The sequence below is a fragment of the Selenomonas dianae genome (genome assembly GCF_030644225.1).
GTDB lineage: Bacteria > Bacillota > Negativicutes > Selenomonadales > Selenomonadaceae > Centipeda > Centipeda dianae.
In genome coordinates, this window is record NZ_CP128650.1 from 2,053,514 (window position 1) to 2,072,154 (window position 18,641).

Sequence of the window (18,641 nt, forward strand, 5' to 3'; positions counted from 1 at the left end):
ATCACTCCTTTGATGTCGGTTCTCCCTTGTCTGACTGCTTTTCTCTAATCTGCTTGCTCATCTCGTCGACGATGCGTCTAATATTACAGATATAATCTCCCACGGCTTCTTTTGTTATCGTACAGCGCGTCGCATCTTCAGATTCTCGGTCTGATTGGTGTGCAATACGATTGCGATGATTGTATAAATTATCAATCCTTGCTTTCAACTCTTGCATGGGGTCTATTCCGTTTCCACGTGGATAAAGGGTCGCAGAAATGCTCCCGACACCAATGTCTATGAGATGACACACTTCCTTAAAGGATTCATATGACATATACGGCTTCCATGAATATGCCTCATTGATCCACTCCTTCAGCCAGTCGTCCTTATCTCTCTGTATCACAGCCTGCTCAAGAACGCGCATCGGAACAAGTAATTTCTTGTAGCTTTTTGTCTGTGGAAAACCATCTTCCTGATGGTACATTTCCACAATCCCGAATTTGATAATCTCATGGAGGTAGAAATCAAAGGCACTATCCAACGCCACAATCTGTGATCTTATTATCTCTTCCGCAACAACTGCATCCAGTTTGGTGATGGCATCTACACAATCGAGTTGTTTTTGAATCAACGCGATGCTTTCCCAAAAATGGCGGTCAATATCGTCAATATCAAAAACAACCACCTTCTTGCTCGGTTTGGTATTCACTTTTCGATCAGCTAAAGACAAGTCCCGCCTCATTGTCATTATGCAGTCACATCGCTCTCAATAAGATTTTCAATCATCTTCTCATTCATCATGGGGATTGCCCCATATTTTCCCTCGATGTAGCGTGCAGACAGATTCTCATTTTTCCGTACATTCCTTATCTCAACGAGGGAATAGAGATCCGTTGCACGATCCTCGTTCAGCTCCGTGAACCAAATCTGATCCCTTCGGAACACCTCCAAATCAAGCAAGTTCGTGTCGTGCGTTGTAAAAATAAGCTGAGAATATTTTTCTCCTTCTGCATTGGAAAAGAAACGTATCAGCTCTGATACAATGTTTTCATGCAGCCCCATTTCCAGTTCGTCACAGATCAATATCTTGCCGGAACTGATGCTGTCAATCAGCGGATACATGATCTGAAATAATTTTTTGATGCCTGTGGATTCCTCTGCCATCAGATCTGTCGCAAACTTTTCGTAGAGGAGACGCACCTCTACCGACTTAAATTTACTCGCCCGCCCCTCCGGCGATGAAAACAGTACATGAAGCTCCGGAGGAATATTCTGCTTCATATCCTCAAGAGAAATCTCCTCCATTTTTGTTTCGACCCCTGTGATCCCAACCCCCAAAGATTGTAAGATACGAACGAATTTTTCTTTGGTGGCAGGATTCTCATTCATCATCTCAATCGAACGTCTCATCCAGTTATTCATGCTCGAATCATCCGTGAGCGTCCTATATACGACAATATCCTGTCGAAAAAAGCGAAATGCGCTCACCACTTCTTCAACGGGCGAGAAGTTCGCGGCGCACGTCAGAAACAGGCGATTCTCTTTTAAGGCATCCATTGCAAGAGTAAATGAATTTTTATACGTTCTTCCGAACGTAAAGTTCATGCCCTCACGCTCAAAAATCCTTGATTGTTTCTGTTTGGGAAAATGATATAGATATTCCTCGCTTATCTCCCCCCTGAGAATCGAGAATCCATAGGCATAACGAACACCCGCAATCACAAATTGAACATCAAAACTGCTCGGCCTATCCTCCGGACTTAGTTTGTGCGGACGCAAAGGAATCGGCTCTCCCGGCTGATGATGAAGGCTGTTGACGATCATGCCCCGCACAAATGCCATAGCAGAAATAAAATTGCTTTTCCCCGAACCATTCGCCCCATAAATTGCCGCCATACGCAGGATATGCGCTCCGTTATATTCTTTTGTGCGCTCTAACATCGTCGCGTCACTCGAAGCCCACATCGAAAAATCTATTTTATCTTTGATCGACTTGTAGTTACTGCATGAAAACTGCAACAGCATAAATCATTCCTCCTCTCAACGAGAATAGAGTCTTTCATTCAATTTGTCAACCATATTTGCGTGAATCACGCATTTTCCCCCTATAATCTTCTATTTTGATACATTATTTTCACGCCATCTGCAAATTTCACACACGCCCGCCATCCCGTATGCGTCTGTATCTTCTCAACCGACGGGCGCATCGATGTCGGAGGACGCTCGGATGCGCCGTAGGAAATCTGCTGCATCGGCGCGAGTGCTGCCCGCATTTCCTCGGAAAAACTGCGCAGGGGGCGCACACCGCCGTGCGCGATGTTATAGACCTCTCCGTTTCTGCCGCGCAGGAGGAGCGCAGCCATCGCCGCCGCCGCATCCGATGCGTGAAGATAGTCCCAGAGCTGTGCGCCCTCGGTCATTTGCGGTGTCTCTCCTCTGCGCAGCGTACGCGCAAGATAGGAGAGCAGTGTCGTCTCCGGCTCATACGTCCCATACACGCTGAACACGCGCCCCCAGACCCAGTCCATGCCGAGCTGCGCCGTCTGCTGTCGTGTCATGTGGAGTGCGGCGACCTTTGCCGCGCCGTAGGGCGTTACGGGCTGCGGCGCACGCGTTTCCTCCATAAGCTCATTGGTCACGCCGTACTCCGCCTGTGAACCGATGCCGAGGAAACGGCGGCAGCCGATCTCCCCCAGTGCTCCGACCAAATCCAACGCCGAAGAAAGACTTGCACGCTGCGCCGTAAAATCCATGCGGCGCGCATCCCATGCCAGATGTACGGCGTAGTCACACGGTTCGGTAACATACTCCGGCAGATGAACAACCTCCTCCATCGCAAGCGGCACAATACGCAGATGTGGATGGGGGAGGAGGCGCACATTGCTCGACGAGTTCGGGCGCACCACCGCCTCAACAAAAAAATCATGCGAAAGAAGGTACTCCACGAGATTCCAACCCAGAAACCCTGCTGCACCTGTAACAAGAACACGCTCCATCATGCCCTCCGCACACCGTCGTGTTCGAGCACGGCGCGCACAACATCGGGATACTGCGCCGCGAGCAGACGCACGATCTCCGCCGAGTAGCTTCCCGCAATCACGAGCACCGCGCCAATCGCCCCCTCTGCGAGAACAGACGGAGAAACGATGGGGATATGGGTCGCAGGCGTAAGTTTGTTCTGCTTGAAATCCGCCGAGTCCAGCACCACCTCAACGCGCCCTGCCATATCGAGCAGCGAGAGATCGGCGAGCGCCTGATGCCCCGCCCCCCAGACCGCCGTACGAAGGCCGCGTCCCTCCATCTCCGACAGAAATTCATCGACGCTCCGGCGCACCTTTTCCTGCTGCGCGAGAAAACCGCTCACATCCATCCGCCGTCGCTTTCGCACCTCGGCAGAGAGCACATAGCCATACCAAATGGAGGCGCAGGACAGCACCTCAAACCCGCAGTGTTCGAGTGTGCGGCGCAGCGTATCCTCCGTGAAGTAGAGCAGATGATCCTGTATGAACTCCGAGTAAAGATGCTCGCGCAGGATCATATCGACATCCGGCACCTCCACAATGCCAACGGCACCCTCCGTCAGATTCTGCGCGATACGGCGCAGATAGGCGCACGGTTCGGGGTTGTGCTCAAGAAAGCTCAGAATGAAGAACGCATCGTAGGGCGCGCCCGGAATCTCCTCCGTCCCCTCCTCCAAATATTGGCGATGAACGCGCAGCCCCTCGGCACGCGCCCGACGCACAAGCTCCTCGGAGAATTCGATGCCCGCCACATCCGCCCCCGCCTCCTCCATCATGGAGAGGAACTCGCCGCCGCCGCAGCCGATCTCGACGATGCGTTTTCCGTGCAGAGCATACCGATCCATCCAGTCGCGGAACTGCTGCACGCGAAAAGCACGCATCTCAGGAGAGACACGCGTCGCACGAATCACCTCGCGGTAGTAGGGAACAGGCTCCCCATCCAGCTGAATCATGCCGCAGTACGGGCACATAAAAAGACGCAGATCTACGCCCCGCTCCGTATCCACCTCGGACGGGGCGGGGAAGAACTGCGCCGATTTCGGCATATTATGATATTCGAGCAGGGATGTCCCCGTAATCTCCTGCGCACAGACGCGGCAGTGCAACACAAATCCCTCCTATGACAAATCAAATCACAGCATAACAAACCGTCTCACAAAAGACCGGCGTATGGTGCCGGAGATACAGACGATACTCCGGCACAAGCGAGTGAATATAAAGCGGTATCTCATAGAGATCGGAGATCGAGTGATAGGTACAGATGGCGAGATCGGGACGGCGGCGGCAGATCAGCTCCGCAGCGCCCTTCAGCGCCCCCATCTCCGCGCCCTCGATGTCCATCTTGATAAAACTGACCGCCTCGTCCCGCAGGTGGTCGGACATACGGACGACCTTCCCGGGGACACCGACGGATGAAACAGACGAAGCAGAAATGACATCATCATAGCAGATCTGTTCATTCCGCTCCCCTACGCCGCAGTTGTACGCGACGAGTTTATCTGTCCCCCCCCCACGTACATTCCGCATATTTTCTTGTAACACATCATAGTTGCGCCGACTGAGTTCGTAGGCGATGTACTTGCGAAACGGGTATCCGCGCCGCAGAAAATCCTGCATCGTGTCCCCCGTATATGCGCCGCAGTCCACGAGCACGGAGTTCTCCGTAAAGTGGATGAGATCGTCTTGAAAGTACTGATCGCCCCGACAAACACGGTCATAATAGTTCTGTCTGCCAAATCCCGGTACAAAGTGAAAGAATCCCTCCAGCTTTGCCAGCAGCACATCGCAGGAGTGCTCATCCGCCAACAGCTCAAAGCAGCGTTCCACACGCACAGCCACATCTGCGGGATCTGCACGGAGAAGATCCGCAAACAGCCCGTTCAGGTAAAAATCCTGCATCTCCAGTGTACGGCGCACCCCCATCGCGGCAAGCTGTTTGGCGACCGCGCCGGAATGCATCCCCACACCGATCAGCACAAGCGGATCCCGCACCGTTTCCAGCTGCGCCGGCGAAATACAGGGAACTCCGTCCATCTCCCGCCCATAGCGATCCGGATCATTGTCAACAAAGGCACGCAGACGTCCCCCCATGCCGCGCAGCTCATGCACCGCACGCTGTCCGAGCTGACCGGTCCCCCAGATATAAATATCCTGTTCCTCGCGCAGAAACTTTCTCACCTGTTCCCGCCACGATATACGTTCGGCAAGGGTGGATGCCAGCCGCTCACGAACAAGTCGTCCCGCCTTCTCTTTCTGATTTTCCATAGTTTCCTTTACTTGCGTGCATTCCACACATCCGCCGCCACAAAAATCGTGTTGTATGCGATGGTTGTATACACGATATAGCCATGATCGTCCATAAAACGGATCATATTCTCACGCGACGTGTCCAGATGATCCATCTCGACCATGACGACCTTTGGATGAAACCGTGCATAATCAAACGCACGCATGATCTTCTCATCCTCGCCCTCAGCATCGACGAGCAGGAGATCCGGCACACTGCCCATCTGCTCCATGACCTCGTTGATGCCAAGTACATCGACGGGAATCGCGCGCACCTCGTTGCGGGTGATGCCGTCCCACGCCTTGTGGTGTTCGTAGGAAAGACTGCTGACGAGAGAGCTTTTGCTGGCATAGAACGTCCTCTGAGCAGGTTCGTCTGTCCCCCCCCCGGAGACAGCCGCATGAAGGAAACGATCTGCGGGACGCACCATACGGATCAGTGCGCCGACCGTCGGCAGCGGATCGACGAGAAGTCCACGCGCGCCGAGGCGGTAGAGGTTATAGGTGTTGTTGAACCGTACGGGATCGTTCGTGCCGATCTCAAGATAGGAGAGTCCATTGAGGGGGAGACCAAGCTCGCTCACGAGGAGCATCAGCACGGCATCCTCGGCATTCTCTCCATAGAAGGTGCGCAGCGGCATCTCCCGCTGTGCAAGTTCATAGTAGAGCACGCGAATCTTCTCCATTGGCACGCCGAACTCCTCGATGAGGTCAGCGACAATACTCACAGGGTCAGCAGTAACGAGCACGAGATCGAACGCGGCGAGGTGTTCCTTCAGCTCCTCCTTGCGTACCGCTCCTTCTGCCGGCATACGCTCGACAACCTGATCACAGTACCCCGTCACGTTAAAGTTCTCGGCGACCCAGTCCTTGTGTTCTTGGTATTCCTTACCGAGCCCGTAGACCAATGTTCTCTCGTTCATGTGTTTCTTTTCTCCCCGTTCGGACGGCGCAGCTGCGTAACGGGCACGTCGTCAATATCATCCCGTGTATAGTGGGCACTCTTGTAGACCGAGCAGCCGCGACAGCTGATGTTCTCACGGTTGCGCTTTTCGAGCTGCATGACTTGGAAATCGTAGAGTTTCCACCCGTTCCAGATCTCCGCGAGCGTTTCCTCCTGCACATTGCCGAGGTTCGTCCCGCCATACCAGTCGTTGCAGCAGGGTGATACCGCCCCGTCCGAGCGCACGGCAAGCGTCGTAAACGGCATGGGACACGCAGCGCGTCCCGTCATCTGCCGCTTGACCTTCGCCATCGCATCGCCATAAAGGCGGTCAATGAACTGCTCTCCGTCGATCTCGACCCAGCTGTGCGGCTCGTCGATATAGATCTCATCCGCCACGTCGGCATAGGCATCGCGAAAGATTTGATTTTCCGCTTCGTCAAAGGTGTTCAGCATCTTGCACGCAATAAACGGACGCTCGCTGCCCATCTCCCGCTTGATACGTTGGAGCATGGCGAGATTGTCATGGATACGCTGCATCGGCACATGGGAGTCCGTTATCTCAAGATGTTTCTGCGGAATTGCCGAGTAGATGGATACGCGCAGATAATCAAGACCTCCACGCACGAGACCACGACAGATTTCCTCAGTCAAAAGAGAGGCATTGCTCGTCGTCTCGATCCGATCGGCGATGTCTGCCTCATGTGCCAGACGAAGCATCTCAGTAAAGTGCGGATTCGTGAACGGCTCACCGTAGATACAGAGCTTCAGCACCTTGAACCGCTCGCCCGCCCATGCCTGCGCCTGTGCGATTACACGTCGAAAAAGCCCCATATCCATCGTGTGCCGCTTGTCCTTGAATTTCTCCTGTGCCGCACTCTGAAAGCACATACGGCAGCGGAAGTTGCACGAACTGCTCGGCTCGATCAGGAGGGTATAGGGCTTTTCGAGCGGGATCACGTCGGCAAGGTTATGCCTCTTTGTATTCTTCAGTTCGGTGTAACGAACAATCTCCATCACTCATCATCCTTGACGAAATCCTCTTCCGTAAACGCATCTTTATAGCTGATTGGCAACGGCTTCCCGTAGAACTTCGACATATGGTTCTTGATAAAGTTCCGATCGACCCCCGAGAGACAGATCGGGCTGTCCTTGCGGAAATGGCGGATCGAAAGCCCGCGCTCCATGATCTCGGCAAGGCTGTCGTCAAAGACGTTGCCGATTGCAATGTGGATGAATACGCAGGGCATAACATCCCCATAACGTGTCACCTCAAGGATCTTCTTGACCGCACCGCACGAGCCCTGCTTTTCGTGATAGGTCGGAAAGGTATCGAGGTGCAGGAGCGGATATTTTTCATGCAACTCCCGCAGATGCTTAAGGTCGGCACCGTCCACAAGGATGTCATGCTGTCCCTCCCAACGTCCGACCGCCTTGCCCAGCATGACATCCACCTGATAGCCGTGCTCCTGACAGTATGCCGTCATGCGCTCCGTCGCCTCCGTACGGCAGTTCTGATGGGTGATAACCGTCTGTGCTATGACCTGAAGCCCTGCATTCTTCGCGTTTTCAAGTGCCTGCAGCGCCGATGTGGTCTGCCCCTCATCGTGGAAGATGGGACCATCTTCATCGACGCAGTCGAGGCTGACCTTGACCTTGTCAATTCCGATCTCCTTCAGCCACCTTGCCTTTTTCGCCGTGAGCAGGGTGCCGTTCGTGCTGATAAACAGATGAAAGCGATCCGGTCCGATGGCGCGTATGACATCCTCCAAGTCGGGGAAGGTCAGCGGCTCGCCGCCGGAGATGCCGAGCTGGGCAAGCCCCAGTGCATCCGCCTGATCGGCAACCCGCCCGATGACCTCGGGCGTGAGGGTGCGGCGCTTCTCTGCGAAACAGAGGTTGCTGCAATGCGGACAGTGCATATTGCAACGATAATCATACGTAAACTCTATGATAGGGGTGTACTGCCCGCGCGCGTGCAGTTCCTCGTATTTTTCAAACTTCGCAACGACTTTCGGCTTGATTTTACGCAGTGCCTCGCGGCGGTCGTGCTCCACCTTCTTCTGGTAATCGGACTTTTCCAAAATATGTTCTCCTATTATGGTATGGCATAGCATACCGCCGTCATCTCATCGGCATCATCGTGCCGAAAATACGTTCCTGCACAGCGGGACGCATTTGTGGAGTTTTTCAAGCGGTACGTTTCACTCTCTTGCAATCATATTCTCTGCGACTTCCTCGGCGGGCAGGAACGGCCACATATCCTCAAGCGGCTTCGACATCATCGAGCCGTTCGGGAGCTGAACCGCCTTTGTCCGCGGGCTCGCTGTTGCAAACGGCGAGACGCGCACAAGGCAGAGCACGGGGCCTTCTGCGGCAAGCGCCTCCGCCATCACGGTTCGCAGGTCGCTCGCGTGCTCCATCGGAAAGACGCGGAAGCCATAGGCAGCCGCGAGTGCGCCGATGTCGGGGATCGCAAGCCCGCTTTTTGCATCTGCAGCGACGTAACGCCCCTCAAAAAAGTTCCGCTGCGTTCCCATGATGCTGGCATAGCCGCCGTTCATCCAGAGGAACATCTTGATCGGCAGTCTGCGTTGTGCGATGGTCGCCAGCTCCTGTATGTTGAGCTGGAATGCACCGTCCCCATCGATGAGGATGGTACGGCGTTTTCCATTTGCGAAACAGGCACCGAGAGCATAGGGTACACCGAACCCCATGGAGCCAAGTCCTGCGGCGTTTTTCACCTTCTGCCCATGTTTGACACGCAGTGCCTGATAGGTGATCTCGCCCGCCGCACCCGAGCTCTCGGGAACGATCACATCGTCTGCCGTCAGTTGACGTGAGAGTTCGTCAATAAAGACATGGGCATCGACGTAATCCTTCTCCGCACGCATCTCCATCGTAATTGCAGGGTACTTTTCCTTCATGCGTGCACAGTATGTCTGCCATATGGGAAGATCTGCCGCCATCTCATAATCCTGTTCCGCAAGGAGCGGCAAAACGGCGGCAAGATCGCCGTCCACGCGCACGGCGATGTCCATGTCAAGTTTATCCGTCTCAGCGGGATCAATGTCGATCACAATCTTCTTCGCGTGCGGCGCAAAGTTCTTGTGATTCCACGCCGTGAGGCTGCTGTCGAGACGGCTGCCGAGTACGAGCAGGAGATCGGCATTCTGCAACACAAAGTTCGCGTAGCGATGTCCCATACCGCCGGGACATCCAAAGAAGTGTGGGTCGTCAAAATCCAAGAGATCGATGGTTTTCCACGTCAGAAGGGTTGGGATGCCCGTTTTCGCACGCAGTTTTTGCAGAGCATCTTCCGCGCCCGCTGCCTTGACCCCGTTTCCGACGAGGAGGACGGGACGCTTTGCCGCCGAAATGAGTTCTCTGATCTGCGCAATGGCAGAGGCAGGAATCTCGGTCGTCTCTGCCTCCGGTACATAACCACGCAATTCGCTCGGCTCGATCTCCGCCGCCTGTACGTCGAGCGGGATGTCGATCCACACGGGTCCGCGCCGTCCGTGCATTGCAAGGTAATACGCCTGTTCGAGCACAGCGCGGATCTCCGTCGGCTCCATCACGGTGACGGCGTACTTTGTAAGCGGTCGCACAACGGGAACAATGTCCACTTCCTGCGATCCCATCTGCCGCACGCCGCTCGTCCCAATGCGATCGCTGCGCTTTACCTGTCCGGAGAGAAATATCACAGGGGTCGAGTCGATCCATGCCGCCGCGAGCCCCGTCACGGCGTTCGTGCCGCCGGGGCCTGTCGTAACGAGGACTGCGCCGATTTCATTGGTGTTCTGTGCGTAGCTCTCCGCCGCAATCGCAGCCGCCTGCTCATGCAGACAGGCAATGTATTCCGGACGCTCACTCCGCCCGAGCGAATCGACGAGGTGCATACAGCCGCCGCCGGGCAGCATGAACACATACTTGATCCCCTTTTGTTCCAAAAATTCCATGACATAGTCGGATAGTTTCATGGTCATCTTCTCTCCAATAGTGTTTCAACGAGTTCAAGCAATGCGCCCGTTCCACCGCAGCACTCCGTCACGATGTCTGCCGCCCTACGTGCGGCGAGCACGCCGTCCTGTACCGTCGCACCGATGCCGGCGCACTCGATTGCCGGCACATCGCGCGCCGCGTCGCCGATGTAGCAGATCTCGTCCACCGTCAGCCCGAGCTGAACGCACAGTTGCTCAAGGGCGGCCTTCTTGTCCTTTGCCCCAAAGACGGCGATGTCCACACCAAAACGGCTTGCCATAAAGTGTGCGATCGGCGTATCCTCTCCGGTCACAAAGGCGAACTCAATGCCGCCCCTGCGGCCAATGCCGATGGCGTCCAGATCGCGAAAACAGATGGTTTTACTCTCTCTGCCCTTCTCATCAATACGGACGGTACCGTCGGTCAGAACACCGTCCATATCTGCAAAGATGTATTTAATTCTTTTCACACTCACCCTCTGAGCTTCTTTCGTACTGCCATCTCCGCCGGGCTCAGTGTTTTCTTCCCTGTCCCGAGCGCCGACTCCATTTGGCGAATGTCACGCACAAGAGCCTTGAGCGGCTCCGGCTCGATGGAGGCTTTCTGATCCGAGCCGTACATATTCACATCCAGCGTGATGTGACGCTCAATGGAGGTCGCGCCAAGAGCGACTGCGCCGAGCGTCGCCACATAGCCCGTTTCGTGACTGCTGAACCCCGTCGGAACATTGTAGCGATTGCGAATCTCCGGGATAAGCAGGAGGTTCGCATCCTCGACCGCCATCGGATAGGTGCTGTTGCAGTGCAGCAGCTCGAACGGGCAGCCATGACGGCGGAATACGGCGACGGCGGCATCGACCTCGTCCCACGTGCTCATGCCGGTTGAGATGAAGGTATAGCGCCCCTCACTCGCCATTTCCTCAAGGAGCTCCATGTCGCCGAGCATCGCAGAGGCGACCTTGTTGTATTTCAGCTCGAACCGGCGCAAAAAAATCTGAGAATCCACATCCCAGACCGACGCAAACCATTCGATATTCTTTTCCTTGCAATAGCGGTCAATCTCCTGATAGTCCGCAAGGTCAAACTCAAGCCCTTCCTTCTGCTCGCGCTGCGTCGTCCCCCACGGGCTCTCGCGCGGACTTGCCAGATACTCCGCCGTATAGACCTTGTCCACCGTACGCTTTTGGAACTTCACCGCATCGCATCCGGCATCTGCGGCGACATCAATCAGTTCCTTGCAGATCTTCATATCGCCATTGTGATTGATGCCGATTTCGGCGATGAAAAAGACCTTTTTGTTTGCGTTCTCCATTGCGCTTAAAACCTCCCTGATACGTTCTCCTGCACGCAGTTCCATGACTGCGTTCCCTTATTATAAATATCGCACGTTTTTTCCCGCACTTAAGGGGGCGCATCCGCTGTACGCCCCTAGCATCTTCCCCCCAAAAAATCCGTGATCTGCTCCGCGCTCACCATGCGCATATCCGCGCCCTCGTCCCACGCCTTTGCCCACGCCACGGTTTTCTCGACCGCTTCAGTGATGTGCCAGCGCGGTCTCCACCCGAGTTCACTCTTTATTTTCGAGCAGTCGAGTTTCAGAAAATGCGCCTCGTGCGGGCCGCCGTCCGCGTGCGCCCGCCAGCGCACGCCATCGCCCCACGCACGGCAGAAGATGTCTGCAAGCTCCCCTGTCGTCACGCAGTCCGCATCGTCGGGACCGACGTTCCACGCACCGACAAGGGATGCGTCCGCTGTCTGCCGCGCTGCAACCGTGAGATAGACGGAGAGCGGTTCGAGGACGTGCTGATAGGGGCGCGTCGCGTGCGGATTGCGGATGTCGATGGTCTGCCCGCGCACGGCGGCACGAATGCAGTCGGGGATGATGCGGTCGGGAGCGAAGTCGCCGCCGCCGATCACGTTGCCCGCACGCGCCGTCGAGACGCGCACATCCTGCGCCGCAAGAAAGCTCTGCCGATAGCTGTAGACGGCAAGCTCCGCGCAGCTCTTGCTCGCGGAATACGGGTCATACCCCATCAGCGGCTCGTTCTCGCGGTAGCCCCATGCCCATTCCTTGTTTTCGTAGACCTTGTCCGTCGTCACAATGAGCGCGGAACACACCGTATCCGACGTACGGACACATTCGAGCAGGTTCACCGTTCCCATCACATTCACAGCAAAGGTGTCCACGGGCTGACGATAGCTCTCGCGCACGATGGGCTGTGCCGCGAGGTGGAACACCACCGCAGGACGCGCCTCATGAAATGCGCGGGAGAGCGCAGCGAGGTCGCGCACATCACCGCGCACATCCCGCATTTCTTTCAATATGCCGAGGCGGCGCAGCGCCTCACGCCCGCCGTCGGTCGGCGCGTCCAGCGCATAGCCCGTGACCTCCGCGCCCGCCCGCAGGAGCAGAAGGGAGAGCCACATCCCCTTAAAGCCCGTATGCCCCGTGAGGAATACGCGCTTCCCTTTGTAAAAACTCAGATCCATGGTACGCTCCGTTCCCCCCTCTAGTGAATCGCTTTTTTCTTGAACCGTCCGCCCACGATGTCGTGCACGGCATTGATGGTGACGAAGGCGCGTTCGTCCTTGTCGAGCACGATCTCCTTGAGCTTGTCGAGCTCCAACCGTGTGACGACGCAGTAGAGGACTTCCTTTGCCTCTCCCGTGTAGCCGCCCGCACCATGCAGGATGGTCACGCCGCGCCCGAGGCGTTCGTTGAGCGCAATGGTCATCTCCTCATGCTCGCTCGTGACAATCATGACGGCATACGATTCGTCGAGACCCTTGAGCACCACGTCGATCATCTTGGCGATGACGAAATAGGCAAAGAGCGAGTACATCGCCTTGTCCCAGCCGTAGAGCAGTCCCGCCGACGAGAGGATAAAGAGGTTGATGAACATGACGACCTCGCCGACGGAGAACTGCGTCCGTGCGTCCATGATGATCGCGACGATCTCCGTGCCATCGAAGCAGCCGCCCGTGCGCATGACGATGCCGACCCCGAGCCCCGTCACCACACCGCCGAAGATCGCAGCAAGGAAGGGATCGTTCGTCACCTGCGGCACACCGTGGAGTGCGCCCGACCAGACGGAGAGCATGATGATCGCGAACACGGCCGAAAGCGCAAAGCTCCTGCCGATCTGCTTGTACCCGAGATAGACGAACGGGATGTTGTAGAGCACGAGAAATACACCGAGCCCCATCCCCGTAATCGTCTGTGACATGATCGACAGGCCGACCACACCGCCGTCAATGACATGGTTCGGGATGAGAAACAGCTCCAGTCCAACGGCGGTGATGAGTGCGCCGAGGATGAGGAAGGCGATCTTTTTGACATAGAAAAGCACCCCCTTGGGCGGCTTCCCCTGCTTCGGCGCGGTCGGTGTCTGCGCTGTGTTTTGCTGTGCGTCCATTGTTTCCGGTTCCATTGCTGCGGTCATAATACTCCCCTGTTCCATTCCGTTTTTCACTCTTATTATAAAGGAAAGAAAAACCGCTGACAACCCCGCCGCCCGAGAATGGTTTTCTTGACTTTAGGAGGTCTACGCTATATGATTGTTTTAATGGGAATATTTTTATTTGAATCATAGTTAGGGAGGGATAGGTATGATCTACACCGTCACCTTCAACCCGTCGATCGACTACATCGTGCGGTTGGAGCAGTTCACTGCAGGCGAGATCAACCGCGTGAACTACGAGCAGATCCTGCCGGGGGGCAAGGGCATCAACGTCTCCATCGTGCTGAAAAATCTCGGGCACGAATCGACCGCACTCGGTTTCCTCGCAGGATTCACGGGCACTGCGATGCAGCAGATGCTGCACTCCTTCGGCGTTACGGATGATTTCGTGCGCCTCGATGAAGGCTTCTCGCGCATCAATGTCAAGGTCAAGGCGGAGAGCGAGACCGAGATCAACGGGCAGGGTCCCGTCATCACGGAGGAGGCGCAGCGTGCGCTCTTTGCAAAGCTCGACCGCCTCACGGAGGGCGATACGCTGGTGCTTGCCGGCTCGATTCCGAACACACTGCCCGACGACATCTACGAGCGCATCATGGCGCATCTCGCGGGGCGCGGCATCCGCATCGTCGTGGACGCGACGAAGAACCTGCTGCGGCGCGTGCTGAAGTACCGCCCGTTCCTCATCAAGCCGAACAATCACGAGCTTGGCGAGATGTTCGGTGTCGAACTCAAAACGGACGACGACATCATCTTCCACGCCAAAAAATTGCAGGAGGAGGGCGCGACGAACGTCCTCATCTCCATGGCGGGCGACGGCGCGATCCTCCTCACTGCGGAGGGTGTGTTCTACCGCTCCGCCGCACCGAAGGGAACGCTCGTCAACTCCGTGGGCGCGGGCGACTCGATGGTCGCAGGCTTCCTCGCAGGGTTCATGGAGTCGGACGGCAGCTATGAACGCGCCTTCTACATGGGCGTTGCGACCGGCTCCGCCTCCGCATTCTCTCCGAACCTCGCCACACGCGAGGAGGCGCTTGCGCTGCTGAAAACTATCGTCTAGTGAAAAAGGAGGGGTTTTCCCTTGCATATCAACGATCTTCTAAAACCGGAGAGCATCGCCCTCGGCGTTTCTGCCCCCGCCTCGAAGGAGGCTGCGATCCGCCTCCTCGCCGATTCCATGGAGAAGGGCGGCAACCTCAGCGACAAAGAACAGTACGTGAGGGACGTGCTCGCCCGCGAGGAGAGCGGCACCACGGGGCTCGGCGACGGCATCGCAACGCCGCACGCCAAGAGCGACGGCGTGAAGGCGGCGGGGCTTGCCGCAATGACCGTCCCCGCCGGCATGGACTTTGCCGCCATGGACGGCAACCCGAGCCGCCTCTTCTTCATGATCGCCGCACCGAACGGCGCGAACGACGAACACCTCGCCATCCTCTCGAAGCTCGCGACCATGATTATGGATCCGGACTTCAAGGAGGCACTCATCGCCGCCAAGACCGTCGAGGAGTTCCGTCAGCTCATCGACGATAAGGAAAACGACCGCTTTGTTGCGCCGCGCACGGAAACGGCGGCGGAAGAAGCAAAGCCCACCGCCGACCACATCCAGATCCTCGCCGTCACCGCCTGCCCCACCGGCATCGCACACACCTTTATGGCGGCGGAGAGCATCGAGCAGCACGCGAAGAAGCGCGGCCTCACCGTCAAGGTCGAGACGAACGGCTCGGCGGGCATCAAGAACGCCCTCACCCCCGAGGAGATTGCCGCCGCCGACGGCATTATCGTCGCAGCGGACAAGAACGTCGCCATGTCCCGCTTTGACGGACATCGCGTCGTCATAACGAAGGTCGCGGACGGCATCAACAAGGCGGACGAGCTCATCGACCGCGCCCTCTCGGGCAGTGCGCCCGTCTACCGCGCGAGCGGCGCGGACGAGGTGGAGAGCGCGGACGGCGGCACGGACGAAAGCCTTGCCCGCCAGATCTACAAGCACCTCATGAACGGCGTTTCACATATGCTGCCGTTCGTCGTCGGCGGCGGTATCCTCATCGCCCTTGCATTTCTCTTTGACGACTACGCCATCGACCCGTCGAAATTCGGCTCGAACACCCCGCTTGCCAAATTCTTCATGCAGGTTGGCGGTGCCTCGTTCGGCTTCATGCTCCCCGTCCTCGCGGGCTTCATCGGTATGTCCATCGCCGACCGCCCGGGTCTTGCCGTCGGCTTCGTCGGCGGTTCGCTCGCGGGCGCAACGGGCACGGGCTTTCTCGGCGCACTCCTCGCGGGCTTCGTCGGCGGCTACGCCGTCAACTTTCTCAAGAAGGTATTCGCGGGACTGCCCGCCTCCCTCGACGGCATCAAGCCCATCCTGCTCTACCCGTTCTTCGGCATCCTCATCATGGGGCTCATCTCGCTCTACATCATCGCCCCGCCTGTCTCTGCCATCAACAACTGGATGATCGCGACGCTCGGCGGCATGGATCCCTCGGCACGCATCTTCATGGGTCTCATCGTCGGCGGCATGATGGCGGTCGATATGGGTGGTCCGATCAACAAGGCGGCGTACGTCACGGGTACGGGACTGCTCGCCTCGGGTGAGTATCATGTCATGGCGGCAGTCATGGCGGGCGGCATGGTTCCACCTCTTGCGATTGCGCTTGCGACCACCTTCTTTAAGAACCGCTTCACCGAGAGCCAGCGCAAGGCGGGCATCACGAACTATGTCATGGGACTCTCCTTCATCACCGAGGGCGCGATCCCGTTCGCGGCATCCGATCCCGTGCGCGTCATCCCCTCGATGGTCGCAGGTTCTGCACTCGCGGGCGCACTCACCATGTTCTTTGACTGCACCCTGCGCGCACCGCACGGCGGCATCTTCGTCGTCCCGACCATCGGCAACCCGCTCATGTACCTCGTGAGCATCCTCATCGGCGCCATCGTCGGCGCGATCATTCTTTCGCTGCTGAAGAAACCAATCAAGGAGTAAAGGAATCACAGCATAGCAAAATCCCGTCCTGCCAATCACGGCAAGACGGGATTTTTTTAGTCGTGTTTTGACGAAATGCTCTGAGATATGCCGATTATACCTTGAACCTGCCGACGAGCGTGTCAAGTTCACCTGCAAGTCCCTTGAGCTGCTCGGCGGTCGCAGCGAATGCCTCAAGGGAGGCGGTTTCCTCCTCGATGGCGGCGGCGGATTCCTCGGTCAGTCCCGCGATCTCCCGCGATGTCCTTGCGACGCTCTCCGCAGCAGCAGCCGCAGCCTGTGCACAGGCGCGCGCGGCTTCGAGCGAGGCAAAGAGGGTGCTGCGATTGACCTCATCTTCCTTCATGAGCTCCTGCATCTCGGCCAGATGTCCCGAGATGCCGTTCACGCTCGCCGCGATCATTTGGATGTTCTCGTCCTGATCACCGGTATGCGCCGCCACATTCGTAACGGCGACGGCATTGTACTCGACTGCCTTGCTGTTCTCGACGCTCGCCCGCCAGACCGTATCCGACAGCCCCGAGACCTCGGTGGAGCACGCCTTTGCACGCTGCATGATCTGACGCAGGTCACTGACGAAGCTGTTGAACGAGTGCACGATGCGCCCGATCTCGTCATAGCGGGCGGCGCGAAGCTGCTGCGTGAGGTCCGCCTCCTTGCCCGCGACCTCGCGGAACGATGCCGTAAGCATGGCAAGCGGTATGAGGATCTGCGTGATGATGAGATAGGTCGCAGCACCCACGATCAGAACGGAGAGTATGATCACGGCGATTTCGATCTTTTGCGAGGCGGCGATCTTTGCCTGACTGGCGGTATCGTATGCCGTAACGAGCTTGTCCACTTCGTCGACATACGACGCGACTTCGGCGGCAACCACGGCATTTGCCGCATATTTTTCCTCCGTCCCCACAGCCCCCGTGACGGCGAATACATCTGTACGATACTCCTCCCAGAAGGGCTGCAGCGTGCGAAGCTGTTCTTTAATCGTCTCGTCCGATGCCGGACGGAGGTTCAGCTCCGCATCCCCCCGGCGAAGTCCCGCAAGGATACGGTCATACGTTTCAATCTGCGCCACCATTGTCCTCCGGAGATCCGCCGCCGTGTCTGCATCCGCGGAGACGAGCCGTGCCGAGAGCCACGCGAGTTGATACGCACGCATCCGCAGCGAGCCGGATGCGTTGACGGCAGGAGCGTCGCCCTCCAATTTCTCAAATGTATAAAAATTCAGTGCAACAAGTCCGACAATAAAGGCAAAAAGCACGAGGAGGATTGCCCGCAATTTGTTTCGAATCATCATCTGTTTTCTCCTAGCAGTTTCCATTTTTTCAATTATAACATAAAAACTCATTTGAAAAATGAAAATGAGAAAAAAACAATAAATGAACAGAGAAAACGACCATCGACAACTGTGCCGATGGTCGTTCTGTCAAAGTTTCACAAGTTCGCGCAGACGCGCAAGGTCGATGTAGGGCTCTATCTCGGGATGACGCTGCAAATATCCTTGATGTTCGTCGGATGCCGCCTGAAAGGAGGTCAGCCGCTCCATGGTCGCGTGCAGGATACGCCGCGCCGCCGCGCTGCTGTTCGGATCGTTGAGCGTCAGGTGCTCGCCTGTGGCGGGACACCGCCCCTTACCCGCGAGGAAGGTGAGGTAGAGTGCGATCTGCGGCTCGTCCTCCGCGCTCTCGTAGAAGATGCCGGCGCGGTACATACTGCCGCGCACATAGCCCTGACCGTCGATGCTGTACGGCGTGACGACGGCGAAGTGCAGGTCGAGGAGCTGCGAGATGTCGATCTTCTTCGGATCGTAGCAGATCTCAACGCCCATGCGCCCGCCCGCCGCACCTGTCGCCACGTCCTCATGCGCGGCGTTCGCTACGGCGTTGATGTAGCCCGTGCGGACGCTTGCGATGCCGCGCCGTCCGCGAAAGACCTCCTCCAGCTCGTACATATCCGCGCCCGAGAGGCAGATGCGTTTAGTCATGG

Annotated in this window: 17 protein-coding genes; 2 read left to right on the forward strand and 15 right to left on the reverse strand. The window is 56.9% G+C overall.

The window, feature by feature from the left end; translation table 11 throughout:
• Position 1 precedes the first annotated feature (1 nt).
• The 13 genes from QU667_RS10035 to QU667_RS10095 form a co-directional block, all read right to left on the reverse strand.
• Positions 2-691, reverse strand: a complete 690-nt coding sequence (locus tag QU667_RS10035) for a hypothetical protein (RefSeq protein WP_304987035.1) — start codon at positions 689-691, stop codon at positions 2-4.
• A gap of 38 nt (positions 692-729) precedes the next feature.
• Entirely contained in the window at positions 730-2,007 is a 1,278-nt protein-coding gene (locus tag QU667_RS10040) for an AAA family ATPase (RefSeq protein ID WP_304987036.1), read from the reverse strand.
• A gap of 80 nt (positions 2,008-2,087) precedes the next feature.
• On the reverse strand, positions 2,088-2,978 hold the full coding sequence (locus tag QU667_RS10045; RefSeq protein ID WP_304987037.1) for an NAD-dependent epimerase/dehydratase family protein: 891 nt from the start codon (positions 2,976-2,978) through the stop codon (positions 2,088-2,090).
• Positions 2,978-4,108, reverse strand: coding sequence for a class I SAM-dependent methyltransferase (locus QU667_RS10050; protein ID WP_304987038.1), 1,131 nt, complete (start codon positions 4,106-4,108; stop codon positions 2,978-2,980). The genes QU667_RS10045 and QU667_RS10050 overlap by 1 nt, the downstream gene beginning before the upstream one ends.
• A gap of 22 nt (positions 4,109-4,130) precedes the next feature.
• Complete coding sequence (locus QU667_RS10055; RefSeq protein WP_304987039.1) at positions 4,131-5,267, reverse strand: FkbM family methyltransferase; 1,137 nt, start codon at positions 5,265-5,267, stop codon at positions 4,131-4,133.
• Between the two features lie 8 nt (positions 5,268-5,275).
• Positions 5,276-6,211, reverse strand: coding sequence for an FkbM family methyltransferase (locus QU667_RS10060; protein ID WP_304987040.1), 936 nt, complete (start codon positions 6,209-6,211; stop codon positions 5,276-5,278).
• The gene (locus QU667_RS10065; protein ID WP_304987041.1) at positions 6,208-7,248 is read right to left on the reverse strand and encodes a radical SAM/SPASM domain-containing protein; all 1,041 of its coding nucleotides are present in this window, start codon (positions 7,246-7,248) and stop codon (positions 6,208-6,210) included. The genes QU667_RS10060 and QU667_RS10065 overlap by 4 nt, the downstream gene beginning before the upstream one ends.
• Entirely contained in the window at positions 7,248-8,315 is a 1,068-nt protein-coding gene (locus QU667_RS10070) for a radical SAM/SPASM domain-containing protein (protein WP_304987042.1), read from the reverse strand. The genes QU667_RS10065 and QU667_RS10070 overlap by 1 nt, the downstream gene beginning before the upstream one ends.
• Before the next feature lie 120 nt (positions 8,316-8,435).
• Positions 8,436-10,220, reverse strand: a complete 1,785-nt coding sequence (locus QU667_RS10075; RefSeq protein WP_304987043.1) for a thiamine pyrophosphate-binding protein — start codon at positions 10,218-10,220, stop codon at positions 8,436-8,438.
• Complete coding sequence (locus tag QU667_RS10080; protein ID WP_304987044.1) at positions 10,217-10,684, reverse strand: HAD family hydrolase; 468 nt, start codon at positions 10,682-10,684, stop codon at positions 10,217-10,219. Before QU667_RS10080 ends, QU667_RS10075 begins: the two co-directional genes overlap by 4 nt.
• A 2-nt stretch (positions 10,685-10,686) precedes the next feature.
• Positions 10,687-11,526, reverse strand: coding sequence for an N-acetylneuraminate synthase family protein (locus tag QU667_RS10085; RefSeq protein WP_304987045.1), 840 nt, complete (start codon positions 11,524-11,526; stop codon positions 10,687-10,689).
• A 116-nt stretch (positions 11,527-11,642) separates the two neighbouring features.
• Positions 11,643-12,704 carry a CDP-glucose 4,6-dehydratase gene (gene rfbG, locus QU667_RS10090; protein ID WP_304987046.1) on the reverse strand — a complete coding sequence of 354 codons (1,062 nt, stop codon included), beginning with the start codon at positions 12,702-12,704 and terminating at the stop codon, positions 11,643-11,645.
• 20 nt (positions 12,705-12,724) lie between these two features.
• Positions 12,725-13,630, reverse strand: coding sequence for a YitT family protein (locus tag QU667_RS10095; protein WP_304988451.1), 906 nt, complete (start codon positions 13,628-13,630; stop codon positions 12,725-12,727).
• Positions 13,631-13,823: 193 nt separating this feature from the next.
• Between QU667_RS10095 and pfkB the strand changes: the two genes are divergently transcribed.
• Positions 13,824-14,732 carry a 1-phosphofructokinase gene (gene pfkB, locus QU667_RS10100; RefSeq protein WP_304987047.1) on the forward strand — a complete coding sequence of 303 codons (909 nt, stop codon included), beginning with the start codon at positions 13,824-13,826 and terminating at the stop codon, positions 14,730-14,732.
• 21 nt (positions 14,733-14,753) lie between these two features.
• Positions 14,754-16,655, forward strand: a complete 1,902-nt coding sequence (locus tag QU667_RS10105; protein ID WP_304987048.1) for a PTS fructose transporter subunit IIABC — start codon at positions 14,754-14,756, stop codon at positions 16,653-16,655.
• 94 nt (positions 16,656-16,749) lie between these two features.
• On the opposite strand, the gene QU667_RS10110 is transcribed toward QU667_RS10105, so the two are convergent.
• Positions 16,750-17,952 carry a type IV pili methyl-accepting chemotaxis transducer N-terminal domain-containing protein gene (locus QU667_RS10110; RefSeq protein ID WP_304987050.1) on the reverse strand — a complete coding sequence of 401 codons (1,203 nt, stop codon included), beginning with the start codon at positions 17,950-17,952 and terminating at the stop codon, positions 16,750-16,752.
• A gap of 129 nt (positions 17,953-18,081) precedes the next feature.
• Positions 18,082-18,639, reverse strand: coding sequence for a peptide-methionine (S)-S-oxide reductase (locus QU667_RS10115; RefSeq protein WP_304987051.1), 558 nt, complete (start codon positions 18,637-18,639; stop codon positions 18,082-18,084).
• Between the last annotated feature and the right edge of the window lie 2 nt (positions 18,640-18,641).